22 protein-coding genes are annotated in these 21,794 nt (G+C 45.1%); 15 read left to right on the top strand and 7 right to left on the bottom strand.

All coding sequences use genetic code 11. The features are described 5' to 3' along the window. Positions 1–222: 222 nt before the first annotated feature. Positions 223–768 (bottom strand): NADPH-dependent FMN reductase, encoded by a 546-nt coding sequence (locus LAY57_RS08970; protein ID WP_249066064.1) that lies wholly within the window; start codon positions 766–768, stop codon positions 223–225. Positions 769–1,096: 328 nt separating this feature from the next. On the opposite strand from LAY57_RS08970, the gene LAY57_RS08965 reads away from it, so the two are divergent. From LAY57_RS08965 to LAY57_RS08940, 6 genes are all read left to right on the top strand, one after another. Then, positions 1,097–3,088: a DICT sensory domain-containing protein gene (locus LAY57_RS08965; protein WP_249066063.1), complete on the top strand. Its 1,992-nt coding sequence runs from the start codon at positions 1,097–1,099 to the stop codon at positions 3,086–3,088. Between the two features lie 250 nt (positions 3,089–3,338). Then, positions 3,339–3,764, top strand: a complete 426-nt coding sequence (locus tag LAY57_RS08960; protein ID WP_249066062.1) for a photosystem I reaction center subunit II PsaD — start codon at positions 3,339–3,341, stop codon at positions 3,762–3,764. 280 nt (positions 3,765–4,044) lie between these two features. Further along, positions 4,045–4,668: a hypothetical protein gene (locus LAY57_RS08955; RefSeq protein WP_249066061.1), complete on the top strand. Its 624-nt coding sequence runs from the start codon at positions 4,045–4,047 to the stop codon at positions 4,666–4,668. After that, a complete protein-coding gene (locus tag LAY57_RS08950; RefSeq protein ID WP_249066060.1) occupies positions 4,604–5,161 on the top strand; it encodes a hypothetical protein in 558 nt (185 codons plus the stop codon). Before LAY57_RS08955 ends, LAY57_RS08950 begins: the two co-directional genes overlap by 65 nt. A gap of 99 nt (positions 5,162–5,260) precedes the next feature. Then, on the top strand, positions 5,261–6,817 hold the full coding sequence (locus LAY57_RS08945) for an anthranilate synthase component I family protein (RefSeq protein WP_249066073.1): 1,557 nt from the start codon (positions 5,261–5,263) through the stop codon (positions 6,815–6,817). A 315-nt stretch (positions 6,818–7,132) separates the two neighbouring features. Then, entirely contained in the window at positions 7,133–8,017 is an 885-nt protein-coding gene (locus LAY57_RS08940) for a PhzF family protein (protein WP_249066072.1), read from the top strand. A gap of 29 nt (positions 8,018–8,046) precedes the next feature. Here the strand turns inward: LAY57_RS08940 and LAY57_RS08935 are convergent, their stop codons facing one another. The 4 genes from LAY57_RS08935 to LAY57_RS08920 all read right to left on the bottom strand — a co-directional run bounded on the left by LAY57_RS08935 (position 8,047) and on the right by LAY57_RS08920 (position 9,472). Beyond that, positions 8,047–8,409, bottom strand: coding sequence for a tetratricopeptide repeat protein (locus tag LAY57_RS08935; protein WP_249066059.1), 363 nt, complete (start codon positions 8,407–8,409; stop codon positions 8,047–8,049). 262 nt (positions 8,410–8,671) lie between these two features. After that, positions 8,672–8,896, bottom strand: coding sequence for a hypothetical protein (locus tag LAY57_RS08930; RefSeq protein ID WP_249066058.1), 225 nt, complete (start codon positions 8,894–8,896; stop codon positions 8,672–8,674). Positions 8,897–9,121: 225 nt separating this feature from the next. After that, positions 9,122–9,259 carry a hypothetical protein gene (locus LAY57_RS08925; protein WP_249066057.1) on the bottom strand — a complete coding sequence of 46 codons (138 nt, stop codon included), beginning with the start codon at positions 9,257–9,259 and terminating at the stop codon, positions 9,122–9,124. After that, complete coding sequence (locus LAY57_RS08920; protein WP_249066056.1) at positions 9,260–9,472, bottom strand: HNH endonuclease; 213 nt, start codon at positions 9,470–9,472, stop codon at positions 9,260–9,262. A 172-nt stretch (positions 9,473–9,644) separates the two neighbouring features. Between LAY57_RS08920 and LAY57_RS08915 the strand changes: the two genes are divergently transcribed. From LAY57_RS08915 to LAY57_RS08905, 3 genes are all read left to right on the top strand, one after another. After that, positions 9,645–11,978 carry an NACHT domain-containing protein gene (locus tag LAY57_RS08915; RefSeq protein ID WP_249066055.1) on the top strand — a complete coding sequence of 778 codons (2,334 nt, stop codon included), beginning with the start codon at positions 9,645–9,647 and terminating at the stop codon, positions 11,976–11,978. A 177-nt stretch (positions 11,979–12,155) separates the two neighbouring features. After that, positions 12,156–13,013: a DUF4351 domain-containing protein gene (locus LAY57_RS08910; RefSeq protein WP_249066054.1), complete on the top strand. Its 858-nt coding sequence runs from the start codon at positions 12,156–12,158 to the stop codon at positions 13,011–13,013. A 62-nt stretch (positions 13,014–13,075) separates the two neighbouring features. Further along, a complete protein-coding gene (locus tag LAY57_RS08905; protein ID WP_249066053.1) occupies positions 13,076–13,939 on the top strand; it encodes a M20/M25/M40 family metallo-hydrolase in 864 nt (287 codons plus the stop codon). 9 nt (positions 13,940–13,948) lie between these two features. Here LAY57_RS08905 and LAY57_RS08900 read toward each other — a convergent pair whose 3' ends face one another. After that, positions 13,949–14,437, bottom strand: a complete 489-nt coding sequence (locus LAY57_RS08900; RefSeq protein ID WP_249066052.1) for a DUF4214 domain-containing protein — start codon at positions 14,435–14,437, stop codon at positions 13,949–13,951. A gap of 460 nt (positions 14,438–14,897) precedes the next feature. Between LAY57_RS08900 and LAY57_RS08895 the strand changes: the two genes are divergently transcribed. Both LAY57_RS08895 and LAY57_RS08890 read left to right on the top strand, forming a co-directional pair. Then, complete coding sequence (locus tag LAY57_RS08895) at positions 14,898–15,203, top strand: hypothetical protein (protein WP_249066051.1); 306 nt, start codon at positions 14,898–14,900, stop codon at positions 15,201–15,203. A 307-nt stretch (positions 15,204–15,510) separates the two neighbouring features. Beyond that, positions 15,511–19,239 (top strand): hydantoinase B/oxoprolinase family protein, encoded by a 3,729-nt coding sequence (locus LAY57_RS08890; RefSeq protein ID WP_249066050.1) that lies wholly within the window; start codon positions 15,511–15,513, stop codon positions 19,237–19,239. Here LAY57_RS08890 and LAY57_RS08885 read toward each other — a convergent pair. Then, positions 19,224–20,099, bottom strand: a complete 876-nt coding sequence (locus LAY57_RS08885; RefSeq protein WP_249066049.1) for an SIMPL domain-containing protein — start codon at positions 20,097–20,099, stop codon at positions 19,224–19,226. The two genes, LAY57_RS08890 and LAY57_RS08885, sit on opposite strands and share 16 nt — an antisense overlap. A 232-nt stretch (positions 20,100–20,331) precedes the next feature. Here LAY57_RS08885 and LAY57_RS08880 point away from each other — a divergent pair, with 232 nt between their 5' ends. The 4 genes from LAY57_RS08880 to LAY57_RS36175 all read left to right on the top strand — a co-directional run bounded on the left by LAY57_RS08880 (position 20,332) and on the right by LAY57_RS36175 (position 21,794). Continuing rightward, the gene (locus tag LAY57_RS08880) at positions 20,332–20,649 is read left to right on the top strand and encodes a hypothetical protein (RefSeq protein ID WP_249066048.1); all 318 of its coding nucleotides are present in this window, start codon (positions 20,332–20,334) and stop codon (positions 20,647–20,649) included. Next, the gene (locus LAY57_RS08875) at positions 20,646–21,014 is read left to right on the top strand and encodes an aspartyl protease (RefSeq protein ID WP_249066047.1); all 369 of its coding nucleotides are present in this window, start codon (positions 20,646–20,648) and stop codon (positions 21,012–21,014) included. Before LAY57_RS08880 ends, LAY57_RS08875 begins: the two co-directional genes overlap by 4 nt. A 101-nt stretch (positions 21,015–21,115) precedes the next feature. After that, entirely contained in the window at positions 21,116–21,433 is a 318-nt protein-coding gene (locus tag LAY57_RS08870) for a hypothetical protein (protein WP_249066046.1), read from the top strand. Positions 21,434–21,587: 154 nt separating this feature from the next. Continuing rightward, a complete protein-coding gene (locus LAY57_RS36175) occupies positions 21,588–21,794 on the top strand; it encodes a hypothetical protein (protein WP_338022381.1) in 207 nt (68 codons plus the stop codon).

Here is a 21,794-nt window from a genome sequence, read left to right as displayed (position 1 = left end):
TGCGATTACAGCGCCTTTCAGATGAGTGAGGTACAGAGAAACCCGGTTTCTTGAAGAAACCGGGTTTCTCTTGTGTACTTCATAAGGACTGCAAGCCGCTGTAAGCTACTTTTTAATACGTAAATGTACGGTTTTACATAGTGCCGACTATCATTACTATCAGAATTATTACTGTTGAAAAATAGGTGGGCAGTGCCCACCTATTTTTCAATCACTCAAAACTTAAGCAGCGCTTCGGAGTTTGCGGGTATTTTCGACTAAACTTTGGGCAAATTGATCGAAACGCTCAGATACTTTTTCATCCAGCAGCTTGCCGTCTGGGCCAAAAGCTTTCCCAACTTGACCGATCGCAATTTGTTCTGGAATTACCCAACCATGCACCCAGCGCATAATAACCCGCAAATCGTTGAGCGCGTTGCTATTAGACTGACCTCCCAAAACACTTATTAAACCCGCAACTTTGTCGCTCAATTGCTCGAAACTCATCAAATCCAAAGCATTTTTCAACACGCCGCTGAGACTGCCGTGATACTCCGGCGTGGCCAAAATTAAGCCATCTGCTTGTTTAACAGCATTTCGCAATCGTTCCACATCTGGGTAGTCGGGGTATTCATCTTCCCCGTTGCAGAACGGCAAATTCATTTCCCGTAAATCAAGAACTTCCACTTGGACGCCAAGTGCTTCTACCCGTAAAGCAGCCAGATTCAAAGCCTGTTGGCTGTAAGATTCGGGTCTGAGACTACCGCCAATTCCAACTATTTTGACCATTTTGCTCTCTCTTCGATATAAGAACGATCTTCACTAAACGCAAAAATACTTAACTGAAGTTAATCAAGTATTTGTTTCTCCAGAGTCTACATATACGTTGATTTCACTATTTTAAAAAAAGTCGTACTCGTTATGACTACATTTAAGATAGCAAGTTTAATCTGATTTTGTCAACGACTTATTTCTTTACCCTTGAATAACAAGCATCTGCTCAACTCATGCCGATATACTGAGCTAAGCTCTAGCACAGAGTGGTTGAGTCAAGGTTGTAGCTGGCTTTATCGCTCTTTAAGTGGAGTTCGCCCAGACTGAACCGAAAAACACATCCATGAGCATCCAGACGTCTGTGCTGGCAGAGCTGCTGCAAGACCTGCCCCAACTGCGGCCACAAATGTACTTCAAGTCTTCCTTAACGGCGCTTTCTCATGCGATGGAAGACCAAGTTTTGGCGGGTTCCGATCGGCCCTTGGTGATTGCAAGCTTTCAAAGAGAGCGCTTTTATCGTCAGGAAGCTCACCGCTACCGACGGGTTGCACACAAGAGCAATCAGGTGTATGTGCTGGCGGCACCGGAAACTGATTTCGTCAGCCGATCGGACATCTACGAGACGATCGCATTTAACCCTGAAGATTCGTTAAGTCAGGAGTGGCATTTAGTGGTGATCGGGCAGCAATATGCCAGCTGCCTTGTTTGCCGCGAACGGCAAGCCCCAGCACTGCCCGCAGCGGAACAGCCGCACTTTGATATAGACCCATCTCGCCGATTTGAAGGCGTTTGGACTTTCGATCGGCAAGTGAGTTGCAAAGCGGCGGAATTATTACTTAAGAAAATTTTGGCTTATCGGCCTGAGTTAGAAGAGAAAATCGAGCAGGTACAGACACAGTTTCTCTTGGAAATTTCATCGGGTTTCCACGACATCGACCCAGACCCTTTTGCCCAACGTTTGGTGACGTACCTTCAGGCGGGTCAGTACAAGTTGCTAAAAGCCTATAGATCGATCGCAGATCAGGAACGGAAAGAGCGCTTGGTGAACTCAATTACCTCTGCCATTAGGCAATCGCTCAATTCCCACGAAATTCTCAAAGGAGCCGCGCAAGAATTGGGGCAGGCTCTACAAGTTTGTCGGTGTTTGATTTATCGTTGCAAAGAGACAGAGGTGGCAACGACAAATCTGCACGAGTTTTTAAGTCCTAGTGTTACCTCTCTGGCAGGACAAAGCTGGCCTTTGCAGGAGAATCCCCTCTTTCAAGAAGTAGTGCAAAGTGGGCAACCTATCTACGTGGCAGATACTCACAGAGACTCCCGGATTAGGAATACACCAGCGCTAAAGGCTCTAGTCGATCGCTTTGGAATTATCTCTTGGCTGCTAGTACCCGTACTGGATAAGGGGAGATTATTGGGAATGGTGGAATTGCACTACGGCGGTGCGTCGCATGAATGGGAAGAAGATGATTTGGAACTGGTGGAAGCGATCGCCACCCAAATCGGCGTTGCCCTCATTCAAGCAGAAGCCTACACCAACCTAGAACAGCTCAACGAGCAGCTAGAAGCCCTAGAACGCACCCGGAGCAACTTGATTGCCATCACAGGTCACGAACTGCGTACCCCCCTATCGACCATCCAAGTTTGTCTGGAAAGTCTCGCCAGCGAACCAGATATGTCCCTAGAACTGCGACAGGTAATGCTGAACTCGGCTTTAGAAGATGCCGAACGGATGCGTAAACTCGTGCAAGATTTCCTCACCCTCTCCCAGCTGGAAAGCGGTCGAGTGCAATGGCACCCGGAACCCCTAGAATTTCAAGAATGTGTCGATTTAGCTCTCAGCAGTATTCGCGCCCGTCTTTCCAAGGAGGAATTTCCCAAGATTACCACCCAGGTGCCAAGCAAACTGCCTCTGGTACGCGCTGATGGTGAATGGCTGGTGGAGGTACTGTCGAAGCTCTTAGACAACGCTTGCAAATTTACAGCACCGAATGGAGAGGTAATTATCCAGGCTCAACCTAGTAAGGGCGATCGAATGCTGGAAGTTACAGTAGCCGATACTGGTCGCGGCATCGAACCAAACCGTCTCGAAACCGTCTTTGACAGGTTCTATCAAGAAGAAGGAGCCTTGCGACGAACAACAGGCGGTACAGGACTGGGACTGGCGATTTGCCGCCAGATTGTCACCGGGTGGGGCGGTCAGATTTGGGCCTTGTCAGCGGGCAAAGATCGAGGCAGTCAGTTACATTTCACCATTCCCATTGTGGGAAGTAGCGGCGATCAAAAGCGATCGGCCAAAAGCAATCCGCGATCGGCCAAAACAGGAACTAGGGGCTAGGGGCTAGAAAAGTCAAAAGTCAAAAGTCAAAAGTCAAAAGTGAACAATTCTTTCTTTTCCCCTCTGCCCCTCTGCCCCTCTGCTCCTCTGCTCCTCTGCTCCTCTGCTCCTCCGCCCCTCTGCTCCTCTGCCCCTCTGCCCCTCTGCCCCTCTGCCCCCAAAGCTGAAGAGATGTTACAGTTCTTGACAGAATAGCAAGACTGGCACAGCCACGATGATAGGATTCCCTAAAAAGTTGAGAGAGGAACCTATGGCAGATACTCTGACTGGACAAGCACCTTTGTTCGGTGGCAGCACCGGAGGCTTACTGAGCAAAGCGCAAATAGAAGAAAAGTACGCAATCACCTGGACCAGCCCCAAGGAACAGGTGTTTGAAATGCCCACTGGCGGCGCTGCTGTCATGCGGCAAGGTGACAACCTGCTATACCTAGCCCGCAAGGAACAGTGTATTGCCTTGGGCGGTCAGCAACTGCGTGCCAAGTTCAAAATCAACAACTACAAGATTTACCGGGTTTTCCCCAACGGTGAAATCGAGTACCTGCACCCTGCTGATGGCGTATTCCCTGAAAAGGTGAACGCAGGTCGTCCTTACGTAGGTAAGAAAGACCGGAACATTGGCAGCAACCCAGAGCCTGCAAAGGTGAAGTTCAGCGGTCATAATACTTACGATACCTAAATTGGGTTCCTAAGTTAGCTTGAACGGTCAGAAGCCCCACGCCTTCCTATCGGGTAGGACGTGGGGCTTTTGATCTGGCTTTTGACGAATTGTTAAGGGTAAAAAAAAGGGCTAATGAAGTAGGATTTGGTATGAGGTACAAAGAAACCGGGTTTCTGGGTGTACTGGGGTGTACTTCATGCAACTGAAAATCGCTATAACGCATCCAAAACCGTCGGGCGATGGTGCGTTAGTAACGCACCCTACGTTACCATTAATCGAAGGGTTGTGGTCATAAGCAATGACAAAAGAATTAATCAATAGCAGAGTGCTAATTAGTTTTGGGTTGAGTTTGGTAATTTTAATTGCTAGCGCTTTTGAAATTTTTGCACAACAACAGTTAGAGCGATATCCAACGGCAGCAGAAGTAGAGAGATTGAGGGAAAAATTACGCCAGCAGATTCGTAGGAATAATGTTGGAGATATGCGTACTCAAACGGAGAAACAAAGGAGAGAATCTTTTGTGAGAGATTGGTCGAGGGTAGATCGAGCCGTTGCGCCTTTTTTGGGTAAATGGTCGGGATATGAAGAGGGTCTAAGTGTTTATCCTTCAAATAGAAGAGGTAGAGTTTGCCTTATTTACATTGGAATACAAGCAGCTGACTTTGGTTTGGGAACGGTATCTAATGGAGTAATACGAACTAATGACAAAGAAGTAATTTTAAAGGAAGGAGATTATCTGGGTGTAGTAACTGTAAGGAACAATCAGGCAGATATTCCCGTCGAAATTCCATATAACTCTCCCACAGTTACGCAAGCAGCAAGACAGTTCGCACAGTTATCTGCAAATGCACAAGAAGTTGATAAGGTGGTGGGGGAGTTTAACGCTGCTGGCTGTAAGGCTGGGTTGCCGTCTGGAAGGTAAACTTTACACTATTATCGAACTAATGATATTTATGAAAGGCAAATCGCTACTTAGTTTTGGGTTGAGCTTGGCAATTTTCGCTGGTGGCTGTTTACCAGTTTTGGCAGAGTCTCAGCAAGAAGCAACGAAGCAATCTAGACAGACAGTTCAACGCTTACCCAATGGAAACTACTTTTATGGCAAATCCCGGTTGCCAAATCAACAAGATGTTGATTATTTGGCTTTCCGCAAAACTGGTAACACAGTCATAGGATTTAAGTACAGATACAGGGAAGAAGGGTATTGCTTAAGAGGTACAGTCAACGGAAATACCGTTAATAATGTTACTAGGGAATATGTGGAACTCGGTCTGGGAAGTAGGCCAGAATTTAGACGCGGTAGCTCAATAAATTTAGCGACATTCAATAAATTGAATTATAACCAAATACCAGGGGATTCTAATGTAACGAGAAGGTTAGAAGAATGTGTCAGGTTATTTTCTAACAGAATGTAAACGAGAAGCTTGTGCTTAGGCTTGACTCGTTCGTACTTGGGGTGAAAGACTGTAGTGTTGTGGCTGTGGCGATCGCTACCATCCAAACCCAATAAAATTATGATATTCCCGGATTTCTCCCAATTTTGCGAACTAGCTAAGCAAGGCAATTTTGTCCCCGTCTACCAGGAATGGGTGGCAGATCTCGATACGCCTGTATCTGCCTGGTATCGAGTCTGTGCGGGACAGCCTTATAGTTTCCTGTTAGAATCGGTGGAGGGTGGGGAGAAAATCGGACGCTACAGTTTGCTAGGATGCGACCCGCTGTGGATTTTGGAGACAAGAGGCTCTAGCACGATCCAGCATCATCGGGATGGTTGGGTTGTAGAATTTGAAGGCGATCCTTTTAAAGCTTTGACTTATTGCCTCAAACCTTATCACCCGGTAAAGTTACCTCAGCTACCGCCGGGAATTGGCGGTTTGTTTGGGTTTTGGGGTTACGAATTGATTCGCTGGATTGAACCGCGAGTGCCGGTTTATGCTGGTGGGGGAGAGGATTTGCCTGATGGACTGTGGATGCAGGTGGATCACTTGCTGATTTTTGACCAGGTGAAGCGGAAGATTTGGGCGATCGCGTATGCGGATTTGCGAGATCCTGAAGTAGATTTGGAAACGGCATATCAGCAGGCGTGCGATCGCGTCACCCATCTCGTAAACAAGCTGCAATCCCCCCTATCCCAACAAAATACCCTTTTGGCATGGAAGCCGCCTGGAAGTGGTACAGGAGACGTTGAGTACGCCAGCAACATTTCCCGCGAACAGTTTTGCACCAACGTCCAAAAAGCGAAGGATTACATCAAAGCTGGGGATATTTTCCAAGTTGTACTTTCCCAGCGACTTTCAGCGGAATACACTGGCGACCCATTTGCACTTTATCGCTCTTTGCGATTGATTAACCCGTCGCCTTACATGGCTTATTTTAACTTCGGCGATTGGCAGATTATCGGTTCGAGTCCGGAAGTGATGGTGAAAGCTGAGAAAATACCCCACCCAACCCTCCCCGTCAACGGGGAGGGCAAAGGAGAGGTTATGATGGCAACTGTGCGACCGATCGCGGGTACTCGCCAACGCGGTAAGACTCCGCAAGAAGATGCAGGATTGGCAGAAGAGTTGTTGCAAGATCCGAAGGAAGTTGCGGAACACGTTATGCTGGTTGACTTGGGACGCAACGATCTAGGTCGCGTCTGCAAGAATGGTACGGTGAAAGTTGATGAAATAATGACGATCGAGCGTTACTCCCATGTTATGCACATTGTTAGCAACGTGCTGGGAGAATTGGCGGCTGACAAAACTGCTTGGGATTTGCTGAAAGCTTGTTTTCCGGCGGGTACTGTCAGCGGTGCGCCCAAAATTAGGGCGATGGAAATTATCCATGAGTTAGAGGGGTGTCGCCGTGGCCCTTATTCGGGTTCTTATGGATATTATGATTTTGAGGGACAGTTGAATAGTGCGATCGCAATTCGTACTATGGTTGTCCGCAGTCAAGGTAACAGCAAATATACTGTATCTGTACAAGCAGGTGCCGGTTTGGTCGCTGATTCTGTGCCGGAAAAAGAGTATGAAGAAACTCTCAATAAGGCAAGAGGTTTGTTAGAAGCAATTCGCTGTTTACGCTAACCTCGATCCTCTCGTGACCAGGCTGAGCCTGGTCACAAAGCTTGGGAGGCAAAGCCTCCTTATTAGACCTCTCCAAAAAACATTGTAGAGACGTTTCATGAAACGTCTCTACAAGGGTTCTAGGGAACGCACCTTTAATTTCTGGAGAGGTCTATTGTATAACTTTTGATATCAAGTCCATTCTTATCTGCGTTAATCTGCGTGTATCTGTTTTCATCTGCGGTAAAATTTAACCAAAGATGAAAACAGACAACTTAACGATATCAGATCGGATTAATTTTTTAAACCACGAAAACAGGAAGAAAAGAGAATATGCTGAATTTTTATATTGTCGATGTGTTTGCTGTTGGAAAATACACCGGCAATCAGTTGGCTGTGTTTACTGGTGATGAACTTGCTGGATTATCGGATACCGATATGCAGCGCATTGCCAAAGAAATAAATTATTCTGAAACCACCTTTATTACATCCACAGAGATGAGAGACGGTGGTTATGATGTGCGGATATTTACGCCTGAACAGGAATTACCTTTCGCCGGACATCCGACTTTAGGAACTGCGTATGTTCTGCAACAAGAAATTATCCAAAAATCAGTTGATACGATTATCTTAAATTTGAAGATTGGGCAAATTCCGGTTACCCTGGATTATTCAGGTGAATCTGTTGAATGGTTGTGGATGCGGCAAAAAACGCCTACTTTTGGTCAGGGTTTCTCGGTAAATAAGATTGCGCCTGTACTGAATTTAGATGTTGAGGAGATTGATTCACGCTTTCCCATAGAAGAAGTTTCAACAGGAGTGCCGTTTATTATTGTTCCGTTGAATAATCTCGCATCAGTGAAGAAAATTAAGGTAAATAAAGATAAATATTTCGAGTTGGTTAGCAATACCCAAGCAAAAGCTATTTTGGTATTTTGTCCAGAAACATATTATCCCGAAAATAACTTAAACGTGCGAATGTTTGCCGATGTTATGGGAGTTCCAGAAGATCCGGCGACGGGAAGTGCTAATGGTTGTTTGGCTGGGTATTTAGTAGAGTATGCTTATTTTGGATCGGGCCCGATCGATCTGCGAGTTGAGCAAGGATATGAAATAGGCAGACCTTCTTTGCTGTTACTGAAAGCGCAAAAAGGTCAGGGTGGAATTGAAGTAAATGTGGGTGGAAAGTCGATTATAATAGCTAAAGGGGAGTTTGTTTAGCGCGAGGGAAGAAATGAGTGCGATCGCACTTATGCAACGCCAGTAAGCTTTAAATAGTCACTTGTGAGAGGAGTATGTAAAAATCCTTGATCTCTAGCTTTTTGGAACCATTTATCTGCTTCTGTTCGATCGGCCCTTACACCTTCATCACCCGTAAGATAAATTCCACCTAAGTTGTTGGAAGCGACACCATAACCTCGCTCGGACGATTTCACGTACCATTCGATCGCTTCTAAGATATTTCTTTCTACACCCAGTCCTAAATGGTACATATTTGCGATCGTACATTGCGCTTCCGCATTTCCTTCATCTGCCAAGGGTTTTAATAAGCTAAGTGCTGTGGTGTAATCGTCGTCGTAAAAAGCAGCTAGACCTTTTTCTAAATCAGACATTTTATTTCAACCTTCTTAGTGTATAAATTTATGGCCCTGGAAAGTTTCCATCGAAAGAGGGAGGACAAGGCTTATCTTTTGGCCAAGAAAAAGTTGCTAGAGCGCCGTATCCTTTACATCTATAGGCGCAAGTCTTAAATGGGTTTTTAGGGTCTGGAGAAATGAACTCTCCAAAATACTCGCATCTTTTTTGGGAAGACTCACTGCCATCACAGTTATTAAGAGGTTTTTCATCCACTCTTGCACACCCTGAACGCTAATTTCAATTTTGATAAGCTGCCAAACCTTTAATAATCGCTTCTCGATCTTCTACGGAAAGTTCCTCAAACTTGATCTGTTGTTCGCAACTTTCCGAAGCATCTGGATCGTACCAGCAGATTGTGGCATCAGGTGCATTAAGTTTTTCAAGCTCTGTTTTGGCGATTTCTGCTACAATTTCGCTTAATGGACGAACTTGATTAGAGTTGTTTGGCGTTGTTAATTCCATTGATTTGGCCTTGAAATTATTTGGTAATTTTTGGCTATGATAGCACAAACTCTTGCTCTCAGCCTAGCGCTCGTCAAACAATTTTCTCATTTATTACAGTATTTACGCAAGTGTCACACTTAAATCAACTTGTAGGGTGCGTCAGACGAAGTTATAGAGCGATTATTGAGGGTTTGAACCTATGACGCACCCTACTATAATGTGCTATGGGGTAGACAAGTTTAATTAGGTTGTTGCGGGAGTGGGTGAGGAGTCAGTTGAAGGAAGAAAAGTGAGGAGGGTGAGGAGTGCGATCGCGCTTTTGAGTAAAAGCACAAAAGCTATTCCCCACTCTTCGATTAATTTCGCAGCAGCAGCGAACAACTAAATATTGTTATGACGGGAATGGTTGCAATAGAAGCAAGCAAGTCGTAGATTTTCAATGGCATTGGAACCGCCATCGCGTTTAGCCATTAGATGCTCGATCGTCATTTGTTCTCTTGGGAGATACTTGCGACAATAACAACAGTAGGGGCCATACTGTTGAATCAGTCTTTCTCTTTTGTTGCGCTTTGCTTTGGGACTCATGTTAGCCATATTTAAAGGCTCCGATAGGTTGAATACTTACATTTCCAGCTTCGCCTCCTAGTGTCTGAAAATAAGGCTGAGTAAAGGTTTCAGGGTGTATAACTTCGTGAGTGAGTGTATGATTTCGTGTATGACTTTTGACAAAGCCAGTTAAGATAGTCATAAAATTCACGATCGGCGTATGACAAACCGAGGGATTAAAGCATCTCAAGAGGGCATCAAAAAAGCAGCAACAGCTTTGAGTCGCAACAACTTGAATAAGAAAGTTCTAGCAGAAGAGTTGGGACTTGCCAGGTCAACAGTCAGCAATTTTTTTAGAGGTATAGCAATTGACCGTATAAATTTTGAAGAGATTTGCCAAAAACTAGGTCTAGACTGGCGAGAGATAGTCGCTAAACCACCCAAGGAACCCGATCCACAAGTCGTACAGGAGGCAAACTCTAGTCTTGCTTCAGAAGATGTGGACGCCTTGGTGCAAGAACTACGGCAGCGTTGCCGCAACAAAATCCAATCCCAGTGCGGCACTCTGCGGATGTTGAATGTTCCCCAACCAATTGAAGTAGATCACCTTTATGTCGAAGTGAACATTCTGGAAAAGCCTACTAGCTGCATACCGTTAGAAATTTCTCAATTACCGTCAGTCTTCAATGCAGATACCGGAGAATTTGACCGTTTTGGGTTGGGCGAAGTGCGTCAGAAACGAGTAGCGGCACTGGAAGCCGTGAAAAAATTTCCCAAGCTGATGATGCTGGGCAAGCCTGGATCTGGGAAAACCACCTTTTTGAAACATCTTGCTATTAAGTGCAATAAAGGTGAGTTTTTCAAGGATAAGTTGCCAATTTTTGTTGGGCTGAAAAACTTTGCTGAAGATGCCAGTGACTCTGGTGATTTCAGTTTAGTCAACTACATTAGCCAATGCCTATCTAACTGTAACGTAAACGTATCAACTGAGCAAGTCGAAACTTTGCTTGAAAAAGGCAAAGCATTGATATTGCTGGATGGTTTGGATGAAGTGCCATCGCCTCTCCTTAAGAAAGTACTTAAATCAATTCGTCGTATTGCTGAAAAATATTACAATAATAATCTTGTTATCACTTGCCGCATCGCCGCCGATAATTTGGGGTTTGATGGATTTACCGATGTTCAAGTTGCAGATTTTAACTCCGAGCAAATAGCAGATTTCGCCAAAAAGTGGTTTGTGGCATTGGCAAAGGATTTTCAGCAAGAAGGGCAAGAAAAGGCATCTCAGTTTATCCAAAAGCTTCAGTCGCCAGAAAACAAGCAAGTCCGAGAACTCGCAGTTACACCAATCTTACTAAATTTAGCCTGTTTAGTATTCCAAGCGAATACAGATTTTCCCTCGAAACGCTCCAAACTGTATGAGCAAGGACTGGAAATTCTACTCAGGAAATGGGATGAAACAAGAGGTATTGAAAGAAATGAAGTTTATCGCAATTTGAATTTACCACGCAAGATTAATCTGCTTTCTCATGTGGCATATATCACATTTGAGCGAAGCAATTACTTTTTTGAACAAGATAAAATCCAGCAATTAATCACTGACTATTTGAAAAAATTACCAGATTGTCAAACTGATTTCGATGAATTACAACAGGATGGCTCAGATGTTTTGAAATCCATTGAGGCGCAACATGGGTTATTGGTGGAACGAGCGCAAGGTATTTATTCTTTCTCTCACCTAACATTTCAAGAGTATTTTACTGCCAAACAAATTGTTTCTAGTTCTAATCCAAATACTTTAAAAAGCCTGATTAACGAGAAGCGTTGGCGCGAAGTCTTTTTGCTAGCAGGTGAGATGTCGTGGCAGCCTAATACCTTGCTGTTGTTAAAGGAACAAATTGATGCGCTCGCTGCAAAAGACGAAAAATTACAAGAGATTCTGTTATGGATAAGTCAGAAATCAAGTTTAGTTGAAAAGCCGCATAAACCTGTAGCGGTTCGTGCTTTTTACCTTACTCTTATCCGCGTCGTTGGTCTTCTGATTGCCCGTGTCCATACTTATGATAATGATAATGATAATAATAAAGCCCGTAAGCGTAACCATGCCTATTCTTTTGCCCGTGCGCGTACCCTTGCCCTTGAGGAATCATCCAGCCACCTTGAGGTTTTCTTTGAAGTTAACCTTGACCGTGTACTTGCCCGTCTAATTGCGGTTAACCTTGAGCCTGAAATCAGTAAAATAATTCAACAGCTTCAGGCTGAAATGCCCGCTCCAGATGGAAACAAACAAATATTTGATTACTGGTGGAATTCTAACGATAAAGTATGGATTGAGCAATTAAAAACTTTAAACATTCCAGATTTCAATGTCAGTCGATATGACCTCTTCAACAAAACGCTCAAGGATTCACTTAAGACATACTACGATCTCAATCAATACTTATTCAATTGCTTGAAAAACGATGTCAATATCTCTCCAGAATTCCGGCATGAAATCGAGGATACATTATTATTACCCATTGCCGAAATTGAAAGGCGAAAAAGTGAGGTATGAACAAAGAGAGATTCCTTCGGATAGTTTCGCGCTTCGCATTCCTCCAACAAAGCGGGTCGCGAAGCGTGCTGAAGGCTTTCGCATTTTTTATATAAAAAGCAATCATTATTTGACAATAATCACTATCGAGAGATGTTAAAATAAATTTGTGAAAAGTACATCAACCCAAACAATAAATTGAGTTTCGATAACGTTTGCAAATTTCTCGCCGAAAGTTATCCCGAACAATTCGCCAGATGGTTGCTCTCTGGTAACATTTCCAATATCCAGGTACTTAAAACCGAACTGAGCATCGAACCCATACGCGCTGATTCTATCACTCTGCTGCGAACCATCAACGAAATTCTGCAACTGGAATTTCAAACTCTGCCGCAATCCAATCCACCACTCCCATTCCGGATGCTCAAATATTGGACGAGATTGTATGATGAATACAACTCCGAAATCGAACAAGTTGTCTTGTTTTTAAAGCGAACCAACTCACCCGATGTCTTTATCGACTCTTTTCAAAGTCGAAATACCATACACCGCTATCGAGTTATTCGGATGTGGGAACAAGATCCAGCGCCACTTTTGGCAAATCCCGCTCTGTTGCCTTTAGCTACTCTAGCTCAAAGTGATTCCCCCAACATTTTATTAGAGCAAGTCGCTCAAGAAGTCGCTAGAATCGAGTCAACCCAAGAGCGAGCGAATGTGGCAGCTTGTGTAAGCGTTCTTGCTGGTTTGCGCTTTGACAACAATGTGATTACCCAACTATTCAAAGAGGAAATTATGCAGGAATCTGTGTTCTATCAAAGTATCATCGAAAAGGGAGAGCAACGAGGACGCCTAGAAGGACGCCTAGAAGGACGGAAACAAGGAGAGGAGGCGTTGCTGCTGCGGCTGCTTACCCGTCGAATTGGCCGTATTACTCCTGAAATTCAAGTTCAAATTCAGCAGTTATCGATCGCACAATTAGAAGATTTGGGAGAAGCACTATTAGATTTCTCTCAACCAACTGATTTAACCGCTTGGTTAGAATCTCATCAGTCATAAATAAAACGATAAGTCCGCGCAGGCGGACTTGATTTTTTTAGGGTGAAAAGGAGAAACTAAACTTGGATCTAAAACAACGATTACAAAACCATCTCACGGAAATTGTACGCGATCGCGATCCGTACCTCTCATCGGCGGGCCATTTCTACGTGCAGCAGTACATCCGCGCACAGCTGCAACAGTGGGGAACCGTAGAAACCCACGAATTCACAGTCCGAGGTAAAACCCATCAAAATCTCATCCTCAATCTACCTTCTATTGCTCCCTCCCCGTCCACGGGAAGGGCTGGGGTGGGGTTACCACCGATTTTGATCGGCGCACATTATGATGGCGTACCGGGAACGCCAGGTGCAGATGACAACGCCACTGGTGTCGCCGTCTTACTAGAATTGGCGAGATCGATCGCAGCCAAACCGCCCAAATATCCAGTCCGATTTGTTGCCTTTGATATGGAAGAATACGGGATGTTGGGTAGTGCCGAATATGCAGATGAATTGAGACGACAAAAACAACCATTACGCTTAATGATATCATTAGAAATGTTGGGTTATTGCGATGAGACTCCTAATTCACAACGTTACCCAAAAGGGTTAGAACGCTTCTATCCAAATCGCGGTAATTTTATTGCTTTAATTGGTAATTTGTCAACAATTCCCGACCTAATTAACCTCAGCAGAAATATTCGCAAAAGTGGTACGCCGTCTGAATGGTTACCCGCACCAAATAGAGGTTTAATGGTTCCGCAGACGCGATTGAGCGATCATTCTCCTTTTTGGGATAATGGTTATCGAGCTATGATGATCACTGATACGGCTTTTATGCGAAATCCCCATTATCATAAAGCGAGCGATCGCATCGAAACCCTCAACCTAGACTTTCTCACCGGCGTCTATCGCGGTTTAGACATCGGCATCAGGCGACTGTAAATAATCTCATCAGTATCTCCTGTCTCTGGCTTCAGAACTGCGTTCGATCGATCGCCGCACTTCCCTTAAGGAACGCCCATTGGCTAACTGTCTTTTCCAAGTCCTGAGACCTTCTCTATCGACATTGCGACCTAACACTTCCCGATAAATTTGGTTAATCGCATTATCCGCTTCGTTACTGTTAGCCAGTTCCCGCCGAATATCCCGTAGCGATCGACCTCTTTCTAATTCTCTAGACCAAGTTCTCAATCCCCGGTAATCGGCCTCTCGCCCCAAGACTTGACGATAAATTTTGTTAATATCATCGTAGTAACGGGAATCACGCTCGTCTCGCTGTTTGTAACCTTCCCAGCTGTCGCCGTCCCGTTTCTGACTTAGGCAGGTGGAAAACCCGGCCTCCCTCATACAATCCTGTCCTTTAGCCGAGTCTGCTAAACTGTAAGGAATTAGTAGCGCGGCGATCGCTATTGTTGTGGTTGCGAACAAAGCTAGTTTCATTTTTGCTACCAGTTGCGAGTTGTCTATAATCGAATGGCACTAAGTTAAGCTGGGACACAAAAGGTAGAGCCTCATTTTCTTGCGACCAGGTTCAACCTGGTCGCAGGCTCAAGTTTTAGGATAAAGAATTTGAGATTGCAAATTAATTTTTTTTAATTTGCAATCTGTAACTTGCTTCCGCAAAGCGGTCATCTCAAATTTGAAATTATCTTGACAAATCACCCCTTATGTTGATCGGAGAAAGAATTGTCCTACTTTGCTTCTCTGACTCACTTACCTCCTGGGCCATCATGCCTGTTCGGGTCTTTCTTCTGCTTCTTAGTACCATCAGATTCTTTTTTAGCCTTCTTAGTTTCTTTATTGCCCTTGTCCTTTGACATAACTGTTCTCCACTAGAAGTTACCTTAATTGTATGTTAAAAATAACGATTTGGGATAGGCAGGAGCTTTTTTAGGATGTGGTGTACGATTCTCTCGCTGGAAGGGATAGCATAGTTCAGGAATATTTTTGGTGTAGCCTCTTTGCGGATGTAAAGTCGGCGCTGACAGAGGCGGAAGACTTAAAAATCTCCCATCAGTATGATGACGATAAACGAGGCAGAGTGATGAGTCTCTACATAATGGCATTTTCGACAATCCCGTTTGGCAATCTATTCGCAGGTGCATTAGCTGAAAAGATTGGTGCTAGCTATACATTAACGATCGCCGGAATATTTTGTATTTTGGGTTCGGTTTTTTTTGCCAAACAGCTTCCCACTTTAAAGTAATTACTTCGCCCAATACTATGCTAAACTCGGCATAATCGGTTAGGTATATTGTTAGAAAAAAAGCTAGTTGAGATCGCCAAACATGAGTAAAGACATTTTTGAATTACTTAGTCCGAAGGAAATTCTATCCTGGGCAACCTTGCCGATCTCGGTCAAAATCCGCTGGGCTTTTTGACCAAGTGTGGGGGTGAATACGGTGATAAGAGGTATTCCAAGTTTAGGGGCTAATAAACTATTTTTACCAAGAGCTACAGTAAAAAGCACTATAATAATTTTTATCAGTAAATTTGGTTGATTATTCCTAGTCATGTATTCAAAAAATAGTGGTTGGCAATTCTGGATCGATCGCGGTGGTACTTTTACTGATATCGTGGCGCGGCGTCCCGATGGACAGCTGGTTATTCATAAGCTGCTGTCGGAGAATCCAGAACGCTATACAGACGCACCCGTACAGGGGATTCGGGATATCTTGGGAATCCCTGGTGATGCACCCATTCCAGCTGATGAGATTGCAGTTGTCAAAATGGGAACAACGGTGGCGACGAATGCGCTGCTGGAACGAAAAGGCGATCGCACAGTTTTACTCATCACCAAAGGTTTCCGAGACGCCCTCCGCATCGGCTATCAGAATCGCCCCGATATCTTCGCTCATCATATTATACTGCCAGAAATGCTCTACGATCGAGTCATCGAAGTAGAAGAACGCTACCTAGCACATGGTCATGAATTAATCCCGGTACAAACAGGATATATCCGGTTTTTACAACAAGCTTATTATGAAGGAATTCGCAGCTGTGCAATTGTGTTTCTGCACGGTTATCGCTATCCCGAACACGAGAAAAAAGTCGCAAATATTGCACGCAGAATTGGTTTTACTCAAGTATCCGTATCCCACGAAGTCAGCCCTTTGATGAAGCTTGTCAGTCGCGGCGATACCACTGTTGTCGATGCCTATCTTTCCCCCATTTTGCGGCGATATGTAAATCGGGTTAGCAGTCAGTTGGGTAATACTAAATTAATGTTTATGCAGTCCAATGGTGGACTTGCCGATGCACAACTATTTCAAGGCAAAGATAGTATTTTATCTGGCCCTGCGGGGGGAATTGTCGGTGCTGTGCAAACAAGTTTGATGGCAGGTTTCAATAACATTATCAGTTTCGATATGGGTGGCACTTCCACCGACGTTGCACATTATGCTTCGCAGGCGCAGGCGGGGACGCCTGCGCCACAATACGAACGCACATTTGAGACGGAAGTTGCGGGGGTGCGACTGCGGACACCGATGATGGCAATTCATACGGTGGCTGCGGGCGGTGGTTCGATTCTATACTTTGATGGTTCGCGTTATCGCGTAGGGCCTGAGTCGGCTGGCGCAAATCCCGGCCCCGCTTGTTATCGTAAGGGTGGGCCGCTGACGGTGACGGATTGCAACGTGATGGTGGGCAAGTTGCAGCCTGAATTTTTCCCGAAGGTGTTTGGCCAAAATGGGTATTTGCCGCTGGATGTAGAGGTTGTGCAGCAGAAGTTCGCTTCGTTGGCGGCAGAAATTGGCGATCGCACACCCGAACAGGTGGCCGCTGGATTTTTGGCGATCGCAGTCGATAAAATGGCTAACGCGATTAAAAAAATCTCCCTCCAGCGCGGTTATGATGTGTCGGAATATACGTTGTGTTGTTTTGGCGGTGCGGGGGGACAACACGCTTGTTTAATTGCCGATGCTTTGGGGATGAAGCAGGTGTTTCTCCATCCTTACGCGGGTGTGTTATCCGCTTATGGTATGGGTTTGGCGGATGTGCGTGCGCTCCGGGAAAAGGCAATTGAGGCTCCTTTGAGTGAGGATTTGTTGCGATCGTTGAAACCGATTTTGGCTGAGTTAACGGCGGAGGGGAAAAAGGAATTGAACCGCACAACAAAATCCGTGCATCCGTCTTCCGAATCCGTGTTGTGCAAGGTTTATTTGCGATATGAGGGCACGGATTCGTCGCTAATTGTTGATTTTGGCGATATTGCAGCGATGAGGCAGGAGTTTGAGGAGGCACATCGGCAGCGTTACGGTTTCATTGTGTCAGAAAAGGCATTGATTGTTGAGGCGGTTTCGGTTGAGGTGATTGGAAAAACTGATGTGCCGGAAGAACCGCTGATTGTGGCACAGGCGTCCTCGCCCGTGTCGTCGGATGCACCTGTGTCGGTAGCTACTGTGCAGATGTGGACGGCAGATGCTTGGCACGAAACGCCTGTCTATAAACGGGAGGATTTGCAACCGGAAGACTACATTTCTGGCCCTGCAATAATCGTAGAAGCAATAGGCACAAATGTCATAGAACCGGGTTGGCAAGCTGAATTAACCCAGCGCAATCATTTGATTTTGAAGCGTTCAGCGGATTTGCAATCCAAAATCCAAAATCCAAAATCCTCTGGTGCTTCGGTGGGCATCGTGACGGGAACCGCCAAGACGCCCACTTCGCGCCAAATCCAAAATCGCCCCGATCCAGTTATGCTGGAAATTTTCAATAATTTGTTTCGTGCGATCGCAGAACAAATGGGCATCACTTTGCAAAATACTGCCTCCTCAGTCAACATCAAAGAACGCCTAGATTTTTCCTGTGCAATTTTTGATAGAAATGGGCAATTAGTCGCCAACGCACCACACATTCCAGTGCATCTCGGTTCCATGAGTGAAAGCGTTAAAAGTATTATTGATGCTCATAGCAATAATATCAAACCTGGCGATGTTTATGTTTTGAACAATCCCTACAACGGCGGCACTCACTTACCCGATATCACCGTTATTACTCCTGTTTTTGGGATCTCTTCCACTCCCCCACTCTCCCCCTCTCCCACTCCCCCCCTTTTCTACGTCGCCTCGCGAGGACATCACGCAGACATCGGCGGCATTACCCCAGGTTCGATGCCACCCAACAGCACAACCGTAGAAGAAGAAGGCGTATTGATTGATAATTTCCAATTAGTAGAACAAGGACATTTCCGCGAAAAAGAACTACTGGAACTCCTCACATCTGGCACATATCCAGCGCGTAACACAGCCCAAAATATAGCAGATTTACAAGCGCAAATTGCTGCCAACGAACGCGGCGTGCAAGAACTCCTCAAGATGGTGGAACATTACGGTTTAGAAACAGTACAAGCTTACATGGGATTTGTGCAAGATCATGCTGAAGAGTCAGTCCGTCGCGTTATCGATGTGCTGAAAGATGGCAGTTTCACCTGTCCTTTGGATAATGGCAGTAAAATTCAAGTTGCAATTGCGATCGATAAATCCACCCGTAGCGCCAAGATTGATTTTACCGGAACTTCACCACAACTAAATAGCAACTTCAACGCACCAGCAGCAGTGTGCAAAGCAGCAGTTTTATACGTTTTTCGCACATTGGTAAATGACGATATTCCCCTCAATGCCGGTTGTCTCAAACCTTTAGACATTATCATTCCCGAAGGTTGTATGTTAAATCCGCGTTATCCTGCTGCCGTAGTTGCCGGAAATGTGGAAACTTCCCAGGCAATTACCGATGCTTTGTACGGTGCTTTGGGAGTAATGGCAGCTTCTCAGGGAACGATGAATAATTTCACGTTTGGAAATGAAACATATCAATATTATGAAACGATTTGCGGCGGTTCTGGTGCTGGTGCTGATTTCGATGGCACCGATGCAGTTCACACTCACATGACGAATTCGCGCCTCACCGATCCAGAAGTTTTAGAATGGCGGTTTCCTGTGGTTTTGGAAAGTTTTTCTATTCGTCCCAATAGTGGTGGAAATGGGCGTCATCGTGGCGGAAATGGGGTAATTCGCCGCCTTCATTTCCGCGAAAAAATGACGGCGGGAATATTATCGGGGCGTCGGGTTGTTGCGCCTTTTGGGTTGCTGGGTGGTGAAGCTGGTGCTGTGGGGAGAAATTATGTGCTGCGTTGGGATGGAAGTGTGGAAAAATTGGGAAGTACTGCTGTTGTGGAAATGAATTTTGGTGATGTGTTTGTAATAGAAACTCCTGGGGGTGGGGGTTATTTGATCGGATAGGTAACAAAAATGTCTCTTCTCAGGCGTACTTCTGTAGAAGCATTTGGATCGTATGGTGTTGTATTATTACCAAATGGTAAAAAAGAAGGAAGTTCTGATGTTTCGCTGCACAAGGGAACGAAAAGATCGTAAATAAATGACTCGGATACAGACGGGATGCCAAGTCGAACTCCTATTGCTTGGGCGATCGCCTCAGCTCGGTTGCGAGCGTCTTTCACGGCTGCTTGGTAAGCCGCTCTCACTAAAGTCTGACAGTCTTTCATCGCATATCGCACACTTACGCTCCCGACAACAAGCTTGCCGTTTTTGCTAGCCGCTTCGTTAACTGTATTTACGATTTGTTGTATGCGATCGCGAGTTGGGTTGTCCGCTTTCACCAGCACCTTGACACCGCCCTTAGTCGCTGGAAAGGGGAACGGAAATGAACTCGCGCTGCTGCTACTGCTGCTGCTCACCTCGATCGCATTAGCTGGTACACCGATCGCAATTAGGGCATCGACTATAGGTTTTAGTCTTTCTTTTGTTAGCATCTCTACCGTTGGTTGAACCTCGGACGGTGTATTTTCTTCTGATTGTTGCGTTAGTGATGGTAGCGATGGAAGGGATGGAGGCTCAAAAGGATTGTTGCTGTTAAATGTGAATTGAACACTCGCCGTTTCTGCTGGGATACTCACTTGTCCTTGGCCTAAAACCATTATAGCGCGACGGTTATTTACAGAGGGAAAAAACATCTGGGCGACGCGACGATCGCTGTTTGCAGTGTTAGCCAAGCTTTCAGCCAAAGCTATTTTAGGTGTTGTTACCTCAAGCCCCATAGTGAGCGTAGCCAACATCAGCGTCGGGATAACCATTCTTTTCATTGCGAGGGAATCTCCTTTTGTGTCATCAAAATTAATAGATATTTCTGATATAGAACCAGATTTTGACACAATAAGCAAGGTTAAGTTACGAACATTCGCGTGCGATCGCCAATAATTCCGCCACTGCGATCGCACCTCCTACTATTTCAGTGCGGACGCTATCGCTTAGAAATAAACCCTAAACCTTGATACAATAAAAACTAAACGCAAAGTTAAATAAGCAACGCAAGCCATGACTCAAACAACACCAAAACGCCCTCGTCGTCGAGGTAGGCTATTTCCAGAATACACGATACCGCCAGAAGAACTAGCCAGACGCCAAGCTGAAAAAGATGCCCGTTCTCAGCGTTATTACGAGATTTTTGCACAAGTCAGCCCTCAACTGATAGAAAATCATTACAATTGGTTTATTGTTATTGAGCCAAACAGTGGTGATTATTTTATCGATACTGATGAAGAAGTAGCTGTTCAAAAAGCTCGTCAAAAGTACCCTAGTGGTATGGTTGGTATCATGCGTCTTAATGAAACAGGAACTTGTGGGATGATATGATTTCAGGCAAGTTCGGTGATATCGGCGAGCTAATTTTTGAACTTGATTTAATTGCTGTTGACGGAGAAAGGTTCACTATCGATGTGCTACTGGATACAGGTTTTACAACAGGCTGGCTAGCACTTGACACCCAAGATGTTGTCAGTCTGGGATGGTCTATGATTGAAAGTGAACGAGCGATGCAAACGGCACGGGGCGAGGAATTTTTTGACATATATGAGGGAAGAGTTGTACTCGATGGACAAGAGTACATTATTCCCGTTTTGGCGGGAGGAGATATTCCCGAATCTCTACTGGGTTTGCAATGGTTGAAAATGCTGCCACTGACGGTGAATTTTGCCGCAGGTGTGCTGACGCTGGGGTAAATAGGAAAAAGCGATCGCACAGCCGTAAAAGGAAGAGCGATCGCTCTTATATATCCATAGCTAGTATATAATTACTAATACTTGAATAAGCAACGCAAGTCATGACTCAAACAACACCAAAACGCCCTCGTCGTCGAGGCAGACTATTCCCAGAATACACGATACCGCCAGAAGAACTAGCCAGACGCGAAGCTGAAAAACAAGCACGCTGTCAGCGGAGTAGGCTGGTTTTTGAACAAGTTTGCCCTCAATTGATAAATGATCATTACAACTGGTTCATTATTATTGAGCCAACCAGCGGTGATTATTTTATCGATCCCGATGAAGAAGTAGCGAATCAAAAAGCGCGTCAAAAGTATTCTAGTGGCTGGCTCGTTACTTTCCGAATCAATGAGACAGGAGCCTGTGGGATGATATGATTTCAGGTAGGTTCGGCGAGATTGGAGAGCTAACTTTTGAAATTGATTTAATTGCATCTGATGGAGAGAGATTCCCTGTAGAAGTGTTACTAGATACGGGGTTTACGACAGGCTGGCACTTGATACCCAAGATGCTGAAAGTTTAGGATGGTCTGTGATTGAACGTAATCGGACAATGCAGACGGCACGGGGATGGGAGTATTTTGACATATATGAGGGAAGAGTTGTACTGGATGGACAAGAGTACATTATTCCCGTTTTGGCGGGAGGAGGAATTCCCGAATCTCTACTGGGTTTGCAATGGTTGAAAATGCTGCCACTGACGGTGAATTTTGCCGCAGGTGTGCTGACGCTGGGGTAA

Source organism: Argonema antarcticum A004/B2, from assembly GCF_023333585.1.
In the GTDB taxonomy this organism is placed as follows: domain Bacteria; phylum Cyanobacteriota; class Cyanobacteriia; order Cyanobacteriales; family Aerosakkonemataceae; genus Argonema; species Argonema antarcticum.
The sequence above is the reverse complement of the archived record's forward strand: the minus strand, read 5'-3'. Positions and strand labels throughout refer to the sequence as shown.